Annotated in this window: 13 protein-coding genes; 3 read left to right on the plus strand and 10 right to left on the minus strand. The window is 67.1% G+C overall.

Annotated elements, in window-relative coordinates; all coding sequences use genetic code 11:
- Positions 1–310 precede the first annotated feature (310 nt).
- From ULB03_RS00195 to ULB03_RS00210, 4 genes are all read right to left on the minus strand, one after another.
- Positions 311–3,364, minus strand: a complete 3,054-nt coding sequence (locus ULB03_RS00195; RefSeq protein ID WP_322481314.1) for a TonB-dependent receptor domain-containing protein — start codon at positions 3,362–3,364, stop codon at positions 311–313.
- A gap of 351 nt (positions 3,365–3,715) precedes the next feature.
- Positions 3,716–4,651, minus strand: coding sequence for an ROK family protein (locus ULB03_RS00200; RefSeq protein WP_322481315.1), 936 nt, complete (start codon positions 4,649–4,651; stop codon positions 3,716–3,718).
- On the minus strand, positions 4,648–6,543 hold the full coding sequence (locus tag ULB03_RS00205) for an alpha-amylase family glycosyl hydrolase (protein WP_322481316.1): 1,896 nt from the start codon (positions 6,541–6,543) through the stop codon (positions 4,648–4,650). The genes ULB03_RS00200 and ULB03_RS00205 overlap by 4 nt, the downstream gene beginning before the upstream one ends.
- Positions 6,544–6,668: 125 nt before the next feature.
- Positions 6,669–9,149 carry a TonB-dependent receptor gene (locus ULB03_RS00210; RefSeq protein WP_322481317.1) on the minus strand — a complete coding sequence of 827 codons (2,481 nt, stop codon included), beginning with the start codon at positions 9,147–9,149 and terminating at the stop codon, positions 6,669–6,671.
- Positions 9,150–9,493: 344 nt separating this feature from the next.
- On the opposite strand from ULB03_RS00210, the gene ULB03_RS00215 reads away from it, so the two are divergent.
- Positions 9,494–11,110: a sodium:solute symporter gene (locus ULB03_RS00215; protein ID WP_322481318.1), complete on the plus strand. Its 1,617-nt coding sequence runs from the start codon at positions 9,494–9,496 to the stop codon at positions 11,108–11,110.
- On the opposite strand, the gene ULB03_RS00220 is transcribed toward ULB03_RS00215, so the two are convergent.
- The 3 genes from ULB03_RS00220 to ULB03_RS00230 all read right to left on the minus strand — a co-directional run bounded on the left by ULB03_RS00220 (position 11,079) and on the right by ULB03_RS00230 (position 13,672).
- Positions 11,079–12,191 carry a LacI family DNA-binding transcriptional regulator gene (locus ULB03_RS00220; protein WP_322481319.1) on the minus strand — a complete coding sequence of 371 codons (1,113 nt, stop codon included), beginning with the start codon at positions 12,189–12,191 and terminating at the stop codon, positions 11,079–11,081. The two genes, ULB03_RS00215 and ULB03_RS00220, sit on opposite strands and share 32 nt — an antisense overlap.
- Positions 12,192–12,251: 60 nt before the next feature.
- Positions 12,252–13,172 carry an ROK family protein gene (locus ULB03_RS00225; RefSeq protein ID WP_322481320.1) on the minus strand — a complete coding sequence of 307 codons (921 nt, stop codon included), beginning with the start codon at positions 13,170–13,172 and terminating at the stop codon, positions 12,252–12,254.
- Between the two features lie 149 nt (positions 13,173–13,321).
- Positions 13,322–13,672 (minus strand): YciI family protein, encoded by a 351-nt coding sequence (locus ULB03_RS00230; RefSeq protein ID WP_322481321.1) that lies wholly within the window; start codon positions 13,670–13,672, stop codon positions 13,322–13,324.
- A gap of 323 nt (positions 13,673–13,995) precedes the next feature.
- Between ULB03_RS00230 and ULB03_RS00235 the strand changes: the two genes are divergently transcribed.
- Both ULB03_RS00235 and ULB03_RS00240 read left to right on the plus strand, forming a co-directional pair.
- Positions 13,996–14,574, plus strand: coding sequence for a chorismate mutase (locus ULB03_RS00235; protein WP_322481322.1), 579 nt, complete (start codon positions 13,996–13,998; stop codon positions 14,572–14,574).
- Between the two features lie 93 nt (positions 14,575–14,667).
- On the plus strand, positions 14,668–15,246 hold the full coding sequence (locus ULB03_RS00240; protein ID WP_322481323.1) for an NUDIX domain-containing protein: 579 nt from the start codon (positions 14,668–14,670) through the stop codon (positions 15,244–15,246).
- Between the two features lie 26 nt (positions 15,247–15,272).
- Here the strand turns inward: ULB03_RS00240 and ULB03_RS00245 are convergent, their stop codons facing one another.
- The 3 genes from ULB03_RS00245 to ULB03_RS00255 all read right to left on the minus strand — a co-directional run bounded on the left by ULB03_RS00245 (position 15,273) and on the right by ULB03_RS00255 (position 17,413).
- Positions 15,273–15,659: a type II toxin-antitoxin system VapC family toxin gene (locus ULB03_RS00245; protein ID WP_322481324.1), complete on the minus strand. Its 387-nt coding sequence runs from the start codon at positions 15,657–15,659 to the stop codon at positions 15,273–15,275.
- Positions 15,656–15,895 carry a type II toxin-antitoxin system Phd/YefM family antitoxin gene (locus ULB03_RS00250; RefSeq protein ID WP_416210994.1) on the minus strand — a complete coding sequence of 80 codons (240 nt, stop codon included), beginning with the start codon at positions 15,893–15,895 and terminating at the stop codon, positions 15,656–15,658. The genes ULB03_RS00245 and ULB03_RS00250 overlap by 4 nt, the downstream gene beginning before the upstream one ends.
- A gap of 129 nt (positions 15,896–16,024) precedes the next feature.
- The gene (locus ULB03_RS00255) at positions 16,025–17,413 is read right to left on the minus strand and encodes a serine hydrolase domain-containing protein (protein WP_322481326.1); all 1,389 of its coding nucleotides are present in this window, start codon (positions 17,411–17,413) and stop codon (positions 16,025–16,027) included.
- Positions 17,414–17,418: the final 5 nt, after the last annotated feature.

The following is a 17,418-nucleotide window of genomic DNA, read 5'->3' on the forward strand; positions in this document are numbered from 1 at the left end:
CTCAGCGCGGCGGCCAGCGCAGCCGACAGGGGAAGGAGGGGGAAGGCGTCATAGCGCTACTTATGTGAGTTATTTAGATGTTGGTTGGCAACCGAAACGATGTGCTGGCCAGCATCCTATTCCGGCCGCCATTTGTCCACCCTGAGATGGATCAAGCCGGCCATTTCCTTGGAAGCGTGCCTGGACCGGTGGTCGGGTGATCACCAGACCGGCCTCAGCCTGGCCTTTTCATTCCTACCGATGACGCAAATAGGCCCGCCCCCGGGGTGAACCAGGGGCGGGCCATTTACTCGCTAGACCTATCCGCAGATCAGAACTTGTAGCCGGCCGTCAGGCGATAGTACCGGCCCAGGATGGCACTGAAGTACCGCGTGGTGCTGTATCCCGCCTGCGGGAAGGGGACGTGGGAGTTCAGCACGTTGTCCACGTTGAAGCGCAGGCGATAGCCGCCCTCGAACTCATAACCGGCCGAGGCGTTGTACATCACATACGGGTCCATGATCGGGTACTGGTAGTTGGACAGCGGCGTGTTCACGCTGATGCGGGTTTCACTGTAGTACTGGGTCTGCCACAGGAAATCAAAGCCGCCATTCTTATAGTTGATGTTGGCGGTGAAGTTGTTGCGCGGCTCTTGCACACCACCTACGGTGTACTGCTTGTCACCCGTGCCAACCTTGTAATAATGGCTGAAGGTGTGCAGGTAGTTGACGCTGAAGTCGATGGCGCCGTAATTGTCCGGCAAGCCGACGTCGCTGAGGTTGAAGGCGTAGTCCAACGCCGCCTGCAGGGCCTTGAAGCTTTCGATGGCCGCGTTGTAGTAGCCCTCCGACACCGACGTCACCTGGCCGGTGCTGTCGCGGGTGAAGGTGTTGCAGAAGGAGTTGCCCGGGGCGCCGTCATAGCAGGCGTCCAGCAGGTCCGTGGCGCCGAGCTGCGAGATCTCATTGCTGATATCGATGCTGATGTAGTCGGCGGACAGCGTCAGCCCGGGAGCGTAGCGTGGACGCAGCACGGTGCCCACCGTCCAGCTGTCGGCGATCTCGTTCTGCAGATGCGGGTTGCCGGAGCTGGTGCCCGGGATGGTGAAATCGACAATGTTGGAGGTGAAGGGCTGGGTGATGCCGGCCTTGGCGCAGTTGGCCGCGCGATTGGCCGGGTTGGGGCCGCCGTTGATGTAGCGGGCGTCGCAGGGGTCGTTGGCGGTGTCGAAAATCTGGCCCGTTGGGCTGAAGGCTTCCGTCACGGCCGGGGCGCGGAACGACCGGGTGTAGTTGCCGCGCAGCTTGATGTCGGGGATGGGTTGATAGCTGCCACCGCCGGTGTAGGACCAGAAGGTGCCCGTCAGGTTGTTGTCGACCAAGCGGGCGGAGCCGTTCAGCTCCAGATTGTAGATCAGCGGCACCTTCATGTCCGGCGCCACAACGGGGATGTTGATCTCGGTGAAGCCCTCGTTGGTGTGGTACTCACCGGCCACCGGGTCGATGGGAATGCTGTTGCCGAACTGGGTACGGGTGCCATCGCCGTTCGGTTGGCCATAATAGAAGGCGCCGGGGTCGAAGGCCGTCGTTTCACGGCGGTATTCATAACCGGCGGAGAACTTGGCGTCGCCGGCCGGCAGGTTGATGATGGTGCCGCCAATGTCGGCCAGCACGTCGTACTGGGCGTTGCTCTGCTTGGGATGGGCAATGGCGGTGATGTAGTCCGTCGCCGCCTTGCTCGCCTGGTTGATGCCGAAGATGTTCAGCGGCGCGCAGGTGCTGCTCAGCGTGGCAATGGCGGCGTTGGTGTAGCCGGGGGCGCAGACGATGTTGCCGCTGCTGTCCCGCACCGCGTTGATGGCGTTGAAGAAGTTCTGCGTCACCAACTGCCGGTCGTCGTTCGACGTATCCGACTTGCCGTAGGTGCCCGTCACTTCCCAGTTGAAGGTGCGGTTGAGGGCGGAGAAGTCACCCTCCACGCCCGACACCACGCGATAGATGTCGGTCGTGGTGCGGAACGCGCCGGTGGCCAGGTCCGTGTTGGCGCGCGCCATGTAGAAGGTGCTGGGGTCGGCACCGGCCGCGGTCAGATTATTGATGATGGTCTGGCGGTCAGCGGCGCTCAGATAGGGGTTGTTCGTGTTCAGGATAAGATTGCCGTTGACGTCACCCGCACCACCGAACAGGGCGGTGTTGTAATAGGGCTGGTCGCGCAGGTTGGCGGCGCGCAGGTGGCCGTACCACAGCTCGGTATTGAAGCGGATATGGTCGGTCAGGTCGTAATGGCTGAGCAGCGTGACCTGGGTGCGGTTGCTTTCCGTCAGCAGGTTGCCGAAGTCGCCAATGGGGAAGCCGCTGCCGCCCGCCTGATAAAGGGAGCTGCCCGTCAGCTGGCCATTGACGAAGGGCGTCAGCTGGCCATTGGGGCCAAAGAACAGGGCCTGTCCGGCATCGTTGGTGATGGCGGATGAAGCCTTGCCCCGGGAAATGGGCACGCCGTCGTCCACCATGGGCATGCCGGTGTTGGTGAAGACGTTGTAGTGCTCACCACCGGAGTAAAGTTGTTGGGTGAACGTCTGACCCTTGGTGGCGCTGCCGAAGAAATTGCCGGCGCTGCCAGCCGTGCCCTTGCGATCCTCGTTCGTCAGGCCGTTCTGTTTGTCGTACTGGACGGCGACGGTGACGTTGCCACGGCCATTGTTGAAGTTCTGGCCCAGCACGGCCGAGGCGTTGTAGTCGGCGGCGTCGCCATATTCCGACAGGCCGCTGGACACGCTGACGTCGGCGCCCTGGTAATCCTTTTTCAGGATGATGTTGACGGTACCGGCGATGGCGTCGGAACCATAGGTCGGGGCACCACCCACCGCCACGACATCCACGCGATCAACCAGGGCCGTCGGAATGGCCGACAGGTCCACCGGGCTGCCAGCCACGGAGCCGAAGATGGACGAGCTGGCGGAGGAGACGAAACGGCGGCCGTTGACCAGCGTCAGGGTGCGCTGGGACCCGAGGTTGTACAGGTTGACGTAGGTCTGGCCGGCGCCAAAGGAACCCTGGCTGCCCACCGGGCTGTTGGCCGGCACGCTGAAGGCCGGCAGCTCTTGCAGCGCCTGACCCAGGTTGGTGAAGCCACGCTTGCTGATCTCGTCCGAGTTCATGACCTCGGCGGGCTGCATGGTGTCGAAGTTGGTGCGCTTGATGCGCGAGCCGGTGATGACGATTTCGTTGAGGGAGCTGGACGGCGCCCCGCTGGTGGCGCTCGTGTCGTCCGAAGAGGCGGACTGGGCCACCTGCGTCTGCGGCGCCGGGGTCGGGGCTGCCTCCCCACCCTGCTGCGCCCAGGCGCCCGACGCGGCACCCACCGTGCCGATGGCCGCGCCCACCATCAAAGACAGGCGCAGACGGTTAAGCTTATGGAAAAAAAGCGAAGATTGGGTAGACCGACCCATCATTTGCCCCCGTTGTTCTTTAGACCCGTTTGTAGGTCCATCAAAATTTAAGCGGCGGCTCAGGGTCAATGCGGTTTTGTTGCTCATTGGTTAACGTTTTTGGTTTGCGTCGCAAGAATGCAACACAAGCCACGCATATATATAACTTTCTGGTGCGGTTGTTTTGCCGCACCCCCTCCGTTTCGGGATACCGCTAACAGGGCGTGAGGGCTTCACGCGTCGATGGATGCCTAAACGCGTAGCGCGGCACTGCCCGCGACCCGTCACCGGACAAAGAACCGAGGCGACTCAGGCGCTTCGGCTGCACGCCGCGTCCCACCCCAATGCCAGGGCGCCGGCCATGCCGGACTCGCCGTCCAGGCCCGGTGGGACGATGAAGTCGGTAAGGTCGCCGGTGACGAGGGGGTGGTCGATATAGCCGCCGATGTGGCGATGGGCATGATGGCGGACGCTGCCCAGCAGGCCGGGCCGGGCGGCGACACCGCCGCCGATGACGATGCGCTGGGGCGACAGGGTGAACAGCAGGTTGGCGGCCATCTGTCCCAGATAGTCGCCGACCAGGTCCCAGACGGGATGGTCGTCGGCCAGGTCTGTGGCGGGGCGGCCGACGCGCGCCTCAATGGCGGGGCCGCAGGCCAGGCCCTCCAGGCAATCGCCGTGATAGGGGCAGTGGCCGGTGTAGGGATCGCGGGCGGGGTCGCGCCGCACCAGCAGATGGCCGCCCTCGGGATGGACCAGGCCGTGCTGTGGGCGACCGCCGACCACCACGCCCACGCCGATGCCGGTGCCGACGGTGACGTAGACATGGCTGTCCAGGCCCTGGGCCGCGCCCCAGCGGCCTTCGCCCAGGGCGGCGCCGTTGACGTCGGTGTCGATGGCGACGGGCACGCCGCCGGGCTTCAAGTCACGCAGGGCGCCGGCCAGGGTGTCGCGTACGGGCGCGCCGGTCCAGCCGGGCTTGGGCGTGCGGGTGATGGCGCCATAGCCGGGGCGCCGGGGATCGAGTTGCAGGGGCCCGAAGCTGGCGATGCCGACGGCGTCCAGCCCGCCCATGCGGCCGGCCAGGTCGCGCAGGGTGTCGGCGCAGCGTGCCAGCGTCTCCTGCGGGCTGGTGGTGGGGATGCGGACGGTGTCGATGGATTTGGGCCGCGCGGTGCCGTCCATGACGGCCGCCCCGACGATGGCCTTGGTCCCGCCCAGCTCGATGGCGCCGATGCGCTTCATGGCGCGACCTCGGGCGTGGGCTCTTCCGTCACGATCCATCGCGTCTGCCAAGGTGCCAACGGTAGCGCCGTCAGGTCGATGGCGGTTTCCGACACCGCGTCCCGCCAAGCGCCGGTGGTGGCGGGCAGCGACACGGTCACGGCCTGGCCGGTCAGGTTGGCCAGGCACAGGACCGCCCGCGCCCCCACCCGCTCAAATCCCAGGATGCCGGGCGGAAGGCCAGCGAGGGGGCGGGCGGGCTCAACGCCGTTCAGGGCGTCCAGCCTCGCCCGCACGCCGATCAGGCGGCGCAACGCGGCGTGGAAGGCCCCGGCGGCGGTGGCGCTGTCATTGCGGTCGGCGGCTCGGGACCAGTCCATGTCCGGCCGGTGCAGCCAGCGGCCTTCGCCCGCCGGCAGGCCGGCAAGCGGGGCGTTGGTCAAGGCGATCTCATCCCCCATGTACAGCACCGGCAGGCCGTCCAGGGCCAGGGTCACCTGGTACAATTGCAGCAGGCGCGCCAAGGCGCCGTCCGTGTCCGCTTCGCCGGGGCGTCCCTCGGGCCGCAGCCCCACCAGCGACGCCGCCATGCCGTTGGTGCTGGGGGCGCCATCGCCGTCCGCCTGGAAGGCGGCGCCCAGGGCGTAGCTGCCGGGCGTGGCGCCGGCGTAGAAGGCGGACACCCGGTGCAGCGTTTCCTGCGGGATCAGGGCCGCCAGGGCATCCCAGATGATGTCGTCATGGCAGCGGACATAGGTGATCCAGGCCGCCTGGCGGGGGCGCACCGCCAGGCGGTCCAGCAGGGCGTGGGCGGGGCCGGCGTCGCCGGTCGCCTGGGCCAGCCACAGGGCGGTCATCATGCCGTTGTTGTAGGCCAGGTGGCATTCATTGGCGGCCGGCAGCCCGGTGGCATCGTCCCGCCCAAAGAAGGACACGACGTCATCGGGATCGACGATGGCCTCGCCCTTCAGCAGCACGGCGGGTGCGGCGATGGCCAGCAGCGCCCGCCAGGCCCGCACCACCCAATGGGTTTGCGGCAGCCCGCGGCAGGCCGTGCCCGGCGCCTTCCACAGGAAGGGCGTGCTGTCCAGGCGGAAGACGTCCACCCCCTGGTTGGCCAGGTGCAGCAGAACCTCCAGCATCTCCTGGAAGACGGCGGGGTTGGCGTAATTCAGGTCCCATTGATAGGGATAGAAGGTGGTCCATACCCAGGCTTGGCCGCCGTCGCGGGCCAGGGTGGGCTCTGGCGTGAAATTGCCCGGCGCCGTCTTGGGGAACACTTGGCCCAGTGTCGCCTCATACGCGGCCACGGCCTCGGCACTCTCCAACACGTGGTAGTAGGCGCGGTAATGGGGGTCGCCGGTCCGCGCGGCCTGCGCCCAGGCATGGTCGCGGGCGGTATGGTTGCACACCACGTCCAGGCACAGCGCCATGCCGGCGCCATGCGCCGCCTGGGCCAGTGTCGCCAGATCCTCCGTCCGGCCCAGCCGGGGCTCCACCGCGCGGTAATCGGCCACGGCGAAGCCGCCGTCGTTGTCGCCCGCCTGCATGGCCAGCAGGGGCAGGGCATGCAGATAGGTGACGCCCAGATCCGCCAAATAGCCCAGTCGCGCCTGGACGCCGGCCAGCGTGCCGGCGAAACGGTCGACGTAGAAGCAGTAACCCAGCTGGTTGGGCCGCTGGAACCAGTCGGGTTCCGCCAGCCGGCGGGCATCCCGTTCCGCCAAGGGCGCCGGGCGGTTCAGCGCCGCCGTGGACACGACGTCGCGCACCCGGACCAGCCAATCCTCCACATCCGGAACCCCGGCATAAAGGCGGCGCAGCAGCGCCTCGGCCGTCGGCCAATGGCGGTCCAGGCGCTGGCGCAGGGACTCGGCCCGGCTGGGGGCCTGGCTGGAGGGGAAGGAGGTCATGCCGTTAAATCCCAGGATGATCGATAAAAAGACCGGCTGGCGGGCGTGTTTCCACGAGTAGAGAGCCCAAGGGCGGGCGCCCACCTGGGGAGGGGGAAAGGTGGGCCCCGCCAGCCGGTGCAGGGTCAGAAGCTGTATTTGACGCCGGTCTTGAAGGTGCGGCCGTTGATGGACCGCGCCAGCAGGATGCCGTTGCTGGGCACGGCATCGGTGGTGCCGTCCACCTCCGTCAGGCCCAGGGTGTTGAACAGGTTGTTGGCGGAAAAGGACCAGACGATGTCATTGGTCAGGTTGTAGGTGGCGAACAGGTTGACCTGGGCATATCCGGGCATCACCAGTTTGTTGGTGGTGTCGGCGTAGCTGTCGGTTGTGCCGATGATGTTCACGCCCACGCTGTAGTCGTTGCCCACATAGGACGGCGTGATCTGGTAGACGAAATCGGCCTGCCGCTGGGGCACGTTGCCCACATCGCTGGGGGTGATCTCATCCTTGGTGATGCGGGAATGGGTATAGGTGACGCCCGCGTCCAGCTGGAAGGCGCCATAGCGGTAGCTGGCCTCCAGCTCCGCCCCCTCCGCGTCATAGACGCGGGAGATGAAGCGCTGGGTGAGCGAGGTCACGTCCTGGTTGGCTTCCTCGGTATTGGCGTAGAAGCCGGTGAGGAAGACGCTGACGCCGATGTCCGACCGCCATTTAACGCCGCCCTCGGCCTGCTTCACCTTGTTCACGGCGTTCTGGTAGGCGGTGGAGCCGTCGGCGTTGATGGAACCGAAGGCCAGGCGGTCGGCGTTGGCGCGACCGCCCTCGCTGTATCGCACGAACAAAGCCAGGTCGTGATCAATCTCGTAGTTGGCGCCGATGGAATAGGAGATGTAGTGCCAGTCGTAGTTGACCGGGTTGGCCACCGACTGGTTGACCACCGGCACCGTCAGCTCCGGCACCTGCAGCACCCCGTCCTGGTTCACGTCAATGGCCGTTGTGCCGGTCGGACCGGCGTAGCTGCCCGAGGCATGGCCGTAATCGTAGCGCAGGCTGGCGTCCACCGTCAGCTTGTCCCACGCCCAGTTCACCGCGGCATAGGGCGCGTCGATGTCATAGTGCATGTCATAGCTGCGCACGCAGCAATTGCCCCAATAGGGCTCGCCATAGGCGACCAGGCCGTTGGAGGTGACGGTCTTGCCGCTGGCGTTCAGCACGTTCAGCAGCGCTCCGTCCTTGCCGTTGACCGTTTCCAGATAGGTGTTCCAGTGCCAGTCCATGTCGATGTTCTGGCGGGCCTTGTAATAGCCGAATGAGACGGCGCCCTTGCCCAGCGGCAAGGTGTCCAGCGTCTTGGTGATCTTCAGGTCGTTGGTATAGGTGCCCAGGTCGTTGAGCTTGACGTTGAACAGGGCGATGCGGGACGCCAGACCGTTGCCGCCCACGCTGCCGGCGCTGACCGTCTGGCCGGCGTTGGGGCCGCTGGCGTATTGCAAGGTGGCGCCGGCGCCACCTATCTCCGTCGCCAGGACGGAGGCGCGGTCCACCTCCTGCGGGTAGGGGCCGACGAAGTCACCGGTGTTGTCGGCCACGCGGAACTTGTCGTCCAGCGTCCAGCCGGGCGCCACCTCGAACTGGGCTTGGCCGCCGAACGCGGTGCTGACGGGGTGATAGCCGTCGCCGATGTTGGTGGTCAGGCGGTTGCCGTTGGCGTCTATCGCCAGGTCCTTGCGGAAATAGGGCGACTGGAAGGCGCCGCTCAGCGCGTCGAACCCGGCCAGGGAGGAGATGTGCGGGTTGCCGCCGCTGCCGGAAATGGCCAGCGGCACCGGCAGGTAAACGGGCGACCGGTCGTTCAGGTATTTGAAGTCCAGGCGGATGAAGCCCTTTTCCATGTCGTGGGTGACGTTGGCCTTCACCTGGCCGCCGTTCATGGCGTCGTCATAGCCGACGGAGCGCGGGCCCTCGCCGGTGTGGTAATAGCCGCCGACATGGAAGCGCCAGCCGGGGGCGATGGGACCGCCATAGGCGAAGTCGGCCCGCGTCTCGTTATAGTCCAGGCCGCGGGTCAGGCCGATGGCGCCGCCCTCCTTTTCGCCCGTGTCACTGACGAAGTTGATGACGCCGCCGGGCGCGTTGCTGGCGAAGGTGGAGGCGGAGCCGCCGCGGATGGCTTCCACCCGCGCCACGTTGTAGTCGGCGCGCAGATAGGTGTCGGCGGTGCCGAAGGCGATGTCGCCGAACTGCATGATGGGCAGACCATCTTCCTGCAATTGCAGGAACTTGGCGCCACCCGAGGCGACCGGCAGGCCGCGGACCGCGATGTTGGCGTTGCCTTCGCCGCCCGACGCCTCGGCACGGAAGCCCGGGATGTTGCGCAGGATGTCGGCGGCGCTGCTGGGGGACGACTGGGCGATCTGGTCCGGGTTCAGGGTGCTGACCGAGACGCTGGTGTTGAACTTGCTCTGCGGCAAGGCGGTGCCGGTGATGACGATCTCATCCAGGTCCAGGCCCTGCTGGCCTTGGTTCTTGGCGGGATCCTCGTCGGCCAGGGCGGGGGTGAACAGGGTGGGCGTGACGGTGACGGCGGCGCCCAACAGCAGGGCGCGGGCCAAACGGCGCTTCATGGCGATCTCCCTAGTTTGTCTTTTTTTGATTGTCGATTGCGGGCGGCCTCCCCGGCCACCTCTGGACGCCTTTACCCAAACACACGTTACAACCGATTGCAATAGTCTTTTGGAGTTCTGTTGCGCCACCCGAGGAGCACGGTGCTGGAATGTGCCGCAGGCTCGTTAATCTTTCTTAACCAAGGACTTGACGCCCGGCCTCGCGGTCATGCATCGGGCCGGGCAGGGCGCCCAGGCATTTATTTTTATACAACCGATTGCAATTTTCCGGTGGGGCGATCAAGGTGCGTCCGCTGGGGCCCGCCCCGGCATCAAGGATAAGCAAAAGTCGAAGGGAGGACGGGATGAACGGCGGCAGTCCGCTGGGGTCCTGGGATGTGGCGATCATCCTGGTGTATGTCGTGGTCATCATCGCCATCGGCCTTGCGGTCAGCCGGCGGCAAAGCACGGCGTCGGATTATTTCCTGGCCCACAAATCCAAGACCTGGCCCGTCATCGGGCTGGCCCTCCTGGCCTCCAACATCTCCAGCACCACGCTGATCGGGTTGGCCGGGGCGGCCTATGACCACGGCATCGCGGTTTTCGACTATGAATGGATGGCGGGCGTCGTCCTGGTCTTCTTCTGCATCTTCCTGCTGCCCTTCCTGCTGAAAACCGGGGTCTACACCACGCCGGAATTCCTGGAGCGGCGCTACGACCGGCGGTCGCGCCTGCTGTTTTCCGGCCTGACGCTGTTCCTGAACATCGCCGTGGACACGGCCGGGACGCTGTATGGCGGGGCGTTGATGTTCCAGCTGGCCTTTCCGGCCGTGCCGATGGGCGTCATCGTGCTGCTGCTGGCGCTGGGCGCCGGCATTTACACCACGGCCGGCGGCCTGGCCGCGGTCATGGTGACGGAAACCATCCAGGCGGTGCTGCTGCTGACCGCCGCGGCCGTCATCGCCGTCATGGCTTTCAACCAGGCGGGTGGCTGGGACGTGGTCATGGCCGCCACCAAGCCGGAGATGCTGAGCCTGATCCGCCCGGCCAGCGACCCGGTGCTGCCCTGGACGGGCCTAGTCACCGGGGTGCCGCTCATCGGGTTCTATTTCTGGTGCACCAACCAGTTCATGGTGCAGCGCGTGCTGTCGGCGAAGAGCATCGACCATGGCCGCTGGGGCTGCCTGTTCGCCGGGCTGCTGAAGCTGCCGGTGCTGTTCCTGATGGTGCTGCCCGGCACCGCCGCCCTGCTGCTGTTCCCCGGCCTGCCGCGGGGGGACCTGGTCTATCCCTCGCTGGTGTTCAAGCTGCTGCCGACCGGCGTGGTCGGCCTGGTCGTGGCCGGCTTCCTCGCGGCCATCATGTCGGCGACGGCCTCCACCTTCAATTCCGCCTCGACCCTGGTGACCATGGACTTCGTGCGCCTGCGCTGGCCCCACCTGGGGGAAAAGCGCCTGGTCGCCACGGGGCGGCTGGCCACCCTGGCCTTCATGGGCCTGGCCGTGCTGTGGGCCCCGCAGATCGCCCGCTTCGGCTCGCTATGGCAGTACCTGCAGGCCATCCTGGCCTATGCCGTGCCGCCGGTGGTGGCCTTGTTCCTGGTGGGCCTGTTCTGGACCCGGGCCAACGCCACCGGCGCCTTCGCCGCCTTCGCCGGCGGGTTGGCCCTGGGCCTGGGGCTGTTCGTCTATTGCGTGGTGCTGGGCAATGGCGGTCCGCATTTCCTGCTGATGGCGCCCCTGCTGGTCCTGGCCTCCGCCGTCATCCTGGTGGTGGTCAGCCTGCTCACCAGCGACGCGACGGCGAAAGACCAGGGCGCGAAAGAGGGGGGCGCGAAAGAGGGGGCGGCGCTGGTGTGGACGCCCGCCGTCTTCCGGGCCGAGACGGCCACCCTCGCGGGGCAGCCGTTGTGGATGAACTACCGCGTCCTGTCGGTGGGTCTGCTGGCCCTTACCGCGGTCCTGGTGTGGTGGTTCCGCTGACAACGCCGCTGCTGGCCCGCACCACCAGCTCGGTCGGCAGCATGACCGAGCGGGTGGGGCGGCCGGCGATCTGGGCGAACAGCAGGTCCACCAGCAGGCGGCCGCCGGTGGCGGTGTCCTGGCGCACGGTGGTCAGCGCCGGGTTGTAGAACGCCGCCATCTGGACGTCGTCATAGCCCACCACGGCCACATCCTCCGGCACCCTTAGGCCCTGGTCCTGAAGCGCGCGGATGGCGCTGATGGCGATGACGTCGGAACAGGCGAACACCGCGTCGAAGGTGGCGCCGCCGCAGATCAGGCTGCGCATGGCGGTCAGCGCGGCGGCGCTGGCGAAGCGCGTCGGCACATCCAGGGCCGGGTCGGGGTCGATGCCCGCCGCTGCCAGCGCCGCGACATACCCGTCGTGACGCAGGCGCATTTCCGGCACCGTCCGCTGCCCCAGGAAGACGATGCGCCGCCGTCCCTGGGCGATCAGGTGGGCCACCGCACGCTCGGCCCCCGCCTTGTTGTCGGAACCGACGGTGACATAATGCTGTTCCGGCAGCTGGGCGCCCCACACCACCAGCGGCAGGTTGCGATCCGCCAGCCGCTCCAGGCCCAGATGGGCGGTGCTTTGGCCGATGGCGATCAACCCGTCCACGCGCCCGGTATCCACCAGGTCGGCCATGCCCGACGCCCTGCCGGGGCCGATCTTGGACAGCAGCAGGTCATAGCCGTGGTCGGCCACGGCGTCGGCGATATGGCCCAGCAGCTCCAGGAAGAAGGGGTCGGAAATGGGCTGGTCGTGTTCGTGCAGCAGAGGGATGACCACCGCGATGGTGTGCGTGTGCCCCTTGCGCAGGCCCTGCGCCCTTGTGTCGACGCGGTAGGAGTGGGAGTCGACCAGGGCCTGGATGCGGGCCCGCGTTTCCTCATTCACCAGGGGGCTGCCCGACAGGGCGCGTGACACCGTGGATTTGGAAACCCCCGCCATGCGGGCGATATCGTCCATCTTCACGGCGCCCATCTTGGCCCTGGACTGCCCGCCATCCGGGGTGGCCGTGGAATGCGTCGTGGCCGCTGCGGCCGGCTTATCAGCCATGTCCCGATCCTGACAGTTCGATGAAACGACCATACACCGGCGGGGAACGCCTGCCGATGGTCACGCCGCGTCCCATCCCAATGCCAGGGCGCCGGCCATGCCGGACTCGCCGTCCAGGCCCGGCGGGACGATGAAGTCGGTAAGGTCGCCGGTGACGAGGGGGTGGTCGATATAGCCGCCGATGTAACGGTGGGCATGATGGCGGACGCGGTCCAGCAGGCCGGGCCGGGCGCCGACACCGCCGCCGATGACGATGCGCTGGGGCGACAGGGTGAACAGCAGGTTGGCGGCCATCTGTCCCAGATAGTCGCCGACCAGGTCCCAGACCGGGTGATCGTCGGCCAGGTCGGTGGCGGGGCGGCCGACGCGCGCCTCGATGGCGGGGCCGCAGGCCAGGCCCTCCAGGCAATCGCCGTGATAGGGGCAGTGGCCGGTGTAGGGATCGCGGGCGGGGTCGCGCCGCACCAGCAGATGGCCGCCCTCGGGATGGACCAGGCCGTGCTGTGGGCGACCGCCGACCACCACGCCCACGCCGATGCCGGTGCCGACGGTGACGTAGACATGGCTGTCCAGGCCCTGGGCCGCGCCCCAGCGCCCTTCGCCCAGGGCGGCGCCGTTGACGTCGGTGTCGATGGCGACGGGCACGCCGCCGGGCTTCAAGTCATGCAGGGCGCCGGCCAGGGTGTCGCGCACGGGGGCGCCGGCCCAGCCGGGCTTGGGCGTGCGGGTGATGGCGCCATAGCCGGGGCGCCGGGGGTCGAGTTGCACCGGTCCGAAGCTGGCGATGCCGACGGCGTCCAGCCCGCCCATGCGGCCGGCCAGGTTGCGCAGGGTGTCGGCGCAGCGCGCCAGCGTTTCCTGCGGGCTGGTGGTGGGGATGCGCACGATGTCGATGGACTTTGGCCGCGCGGTGCCGTCCATGGCCGCCGCCCCCACGATGGCCTTGGTCCCGCCCAGCTCGATGGCGCCGATGCGCTTCATGGCGACCCTTTCCCGTTCAAGGCCCTTTCCAATGCAGGGGGGCCCACTCAAGGGGCGCATCCTGCCAAGGACGGCGCCGCCTGACAACGCCGATACCGTGCCCGGGAACCCATGTTGGGCCATGAACCTTCCTGAGGAGCCGCCTGGGATCAACCGGGCATTTCAATCAAGGGCCTGACCTCCACCGCGCCGTTGGCCGCGAGGGGCACCTGGCGGGCGATGGCCAGGGCCGCCTCCAGATCCGGCGCCTCGATCAGGTAAAAGCCCCCCAGTTGTTCCTTCGTTTCGGCGAAGGGGCCGTCATGCACCGTCTTCACGCCCCCGGTGGTGCGAACCGTGGTGGCGCTGGCCACCCCGGCCAGGCCGGCCCCCCCGACCCGGGCCGCACCCAAATCCCGGGCGAACGCTTCATGCCGGGTGATCATGGCCTGCAACAGCGGGCTGTCCCGCTCCTCGCCATAAACCGCCTCGTCCTCATAAATCAGCAGCGCGTAGTACACAGCGGAAGCCCTTTCCGTGAGAGAATGAACGGCGCTTTCCAGTGTCCGTCGGTGAAATGACGGGTGGGTAGAGCGCGATCCGACAAAGGCAACCGCAGCGTGGAAAATTTTTTCGCCGGGCTCAAGGGATGGGGATTCCGCTTGTCTAGCGCCCCATCCCCGCGCCAGTCTGGCGGGGCAGTCCAGCGCAGGCCTCAGGGGACCATGACCGTCGTACCGAATGTCCGCCGCCTTTCATCCCCGGCACCGCAGCGTCTTGGGGGCGGCCGCCATAGCGCGAAGGCCTGCAAGGATCATTACCTTACCGTAACGGATGGTCGCTCATGAATCGCTGGCGCCTGTTGGCTTGTGTGGCGGTCCTGGCCGCCGCCTGTGTCCCTCAAGCATGGGCCGCGCCGCCGGCGGACGCCGCCGACAGCCTGAAGACGCTGGTGGAGGTTTCGGCCGACCGGCTGGCGATGGCCCACCAGGTCGCCCTGTCCAAGTGGGACAGCGGCGGCGCCGTTGAGGACGGGGGGCGCGAGGCGGTGGTGATCATGAGCGCCGTGTCGCAAGGCGAGGGCCTGGGGCTGGAGCGCATCTGGGTGGCCAGCGTCTTCCGCGCGCAGATAGAGGCCAACAAGCTGGTGCAATACAGCCTGATGGCGGACTGGGCGCGCGCTGGCGCCGCGCCGGACCATGCGCCCGTGGATCTGGTACGGGATGTGCGGCCGCAGTTGGACATTATCCAAAAAACGATGATGGCGGCCCTGCCGGGCGTCGCCCCGATGCGCACCCGCAAGACCTGCCGGGCGGAGGTGGCGGCGGCGGTGAACGACTATCTCTACCGGCGGCAACTGCCGGCCGGCACGCTGGATGCCATTGCGCTTGACCGCGCCATGGCTGGCGTGTGCGGCGGTTAGCGCCCCCGATCTGAACCAGCGGCAGCCGGCTCTCGCGGAGCCTGTCCGCGGGCAGACAGCTTCCTCATGACCAGACCGAACAGAGGCGTTTTCATGAAAGACCGCATCCGCGTGCGCGAAGACCGTGTCCTGTCCAAGGGCTGGTCCGAACTCCGCAGCGTCACCTTCGATTACCGCCGCCGCGACGGCGATTGGCAGACCATGACGCGCGAAGTTTATGATCGCGGGCACGGCGCCGTTATCCTGCCCTATGACCCCACGCGCGGCACCGTGCTGCTGGTCAGCCAGTTCCGCTACGCCGTTTACGTCACCGGGCATGACGCCCCGCTGATCGAGGCCATCGCCGGCCTGCTGGACGACACCTCGCCGGAGGAGACTATCCGCCGCGAGGCGGAGGAGGAGGCGGGGTGCCGCATCGGCGAGGCGCGCCGGGTGTTCGAGGCCTTCATGAGCCCCGGCTCCGTCACCGAAAAGCTGACCTTCTTCGTCGCCCCCTACAGCGCCGCCGACCGCGTGGGCGCCGGCGGCGGCCTGGCGGCGGAAGGCGAGGATATCGAGGTGCTGGAACCCACCTTGGAGGAGGCCTTGGCCATGGTGGCGGACGGCCGTATCATGGACGCCAAGACCATCATGCTGCTGCAATACGCCAAGCTGAACGGCCTGGCGGGCTGACGATCTGCACCGAGGGCTCGGGCTGGTCAGACGCGCCTGACCAGCCCGCAATAGCCTGCAACGATGGGGTCCGCCGTCAGAAGGGGAATACCTTCGGCATGGGATTGGGCGATCAATATTCGATCAAACGGATCCCGGTGCAGGGGCGGCAGATCTTGCACCGCCAACGCATGGGCCCCCGTGATCGGCAGTTCCTCATAACCGTTATCCAGAAGCCCTCGCCGTAACAGATTTGGGTCCACTTGAAAGTCTGGGCGTCCCAGCCCGCGCTTAATCACGACTTCCCAAAGGCTGGCGACGCTGAATAGGCAGTCATTGTTAAGGTCACCCAACAGGGTTCGGATATCGTCCGACAGGCGATGCGGTTCGCTGGCGGCCCAGAGAAGGATGTGGGTGTCGAGCAAAACCTTCACGGCGTACCGCCGGAAAACAGGTCGGTAATGGTATCGCCACCCATGCGGTCGAAGTCGTCCGGAACGTGAATCAGCCCCGCCAGAAAACCTAGGCGCTGCGGCGCATCTGAATCCTTTTCCGCCAGCGCGATGACCTTCACCATTGGTTTGCCGGCCTTGGCGATGATGAAGGATTCGCCCTGAGCCGCTTGGTCCACCAGACGGGACAGATGCGTCTTGGCTTCATGAATGTTCACCGTGCGCAAAGAGGCCTCCATCTGTGAACCAAGTCCCCTTAGTTTAGTCCGGTTCTCCCCCTGCCGCCATTCTCCTTTCCATCCGCTTTCACCGCCCGTCTCTCGTCAACTGGGCGGTGCGCGCGGGTTTCAATCCACATAGATCATGAACTGCTCGTACCGTCCGGCATCCGCCCGGGCGACGATGCGCACGCTGCGGCTGGCGAAGGTGGCCTGGTAGATCTCTTCGGTGAAGCCGCCGCGCAGGCGGCGGGCGATCGGCTTCACATCCTTCAACGCGCCCAGCGGGCCCAGGGTGGCGGCATAGTCGGCCAGGGCGGCCGGGCTGAAATAGGCGGCGCCATTGGCCGTCAGGTGCGCGGTGTCGGCGCGGCCCTGGGCCAGGCCTTCCAGGAAGGCGCGGGCGGTGGCCGTCTCCGCCGCGCTGGGCTGGGTCGACAGCGGCAGCGCCGCACTGATCTTCTGGGCGATGGCGGCGGGGTCGCCATAGTCGCTGTTGACCAGCACGACGATGGCCATGCCCAGGTCCGGCCACACCCGGTTCTCCGCCAGGAAGCCTGAGACCTCGCCACCATGGCGCAGCAGGCGGGCGGCACCGTCGCTGGTGACCGTCAGCCCCAGCCCATAGCGCGTGTCCTGTCCGTTGTTCAGGCGCACGCTGGTTTCCATGGCCGTCCAGCTTTCCGGCTTCAGCAGCTTCCGCTGCATCAGGGCGATGTCCCAGCGCGCCAGGTCCTGGGGCGTCAGGGCCAGTTGGGCCGCCCCGACCAGCCAGCCCGCCGCCTCCTTGGGCGCGGGGCGCGGCTGGCCCAGGGCGAAGCGGGTGTAGCCGGCGGCGTCCCTGGGTCCCAGCGGGCCTTGGTCGATGTCGGCGGCATCCAGCCCCAGGGGCTTCAGCACCCGCTCATTCAGGAAGGTGAAGAAGGGCTTGCCCGACGCCTTCTCCACGATGCGGGCGGCGATGGTGAAGCCGGTGTTGGAGTATTGCCAGGACTCGCCGGGCTGGAAGTCCAGCGGCACCCGGGCCCAGCGGTCGAAGATGCCATCGGTGGTGATGGGCTTTTCCATCATGGCCGGGACATAGTCCTGCGGCCAGAAGTCCCGGTAGCCCGCCGTGTGGCTCAGCACCTGGCGGATGGTGATGTGGTCGCCATCGGTGAGGTTCGGAATGAACTTGCCCACCGTGTCGTCCAGCGACAGCGTCCCGTCCTCCACCAGCAGCATCAGGGCGGCGGCCGTGAACTGCTTGGAGACGGAGCCGATGGCGAAGCGCTGGGCCGGTGTCGCCGCCACCGCCGGGTCGCGGCGGGCCTGGCCATAGGCATGGACATAGGCGATGGCGCCATCGCGCACCACGGCGATGGAGGCCGCCGGCGTGCCTGTGTCGGCCAGCGCCTGCGTCACCGCCGCGTCGATCTTGGCGTTCACCTCGGGGGCGAGATCCGCGCCGATGGCGGGGCCGGACAGGGCGCCGCCGATGAACAGGGAGGCGAGCAGGGGGACGAACGGGAACCGCATGGATT

Origin of the sequence: Nitrospirillum goiasense, assembly GCF_034427435.1 — a bacterium.
In the GTDB taxonomy this organism is placed as follows: Bacteria; Pseudomonadota; Alphaproteobacteria; order Azospirillales; family Azospirillaceae; genus Nitrospirillum.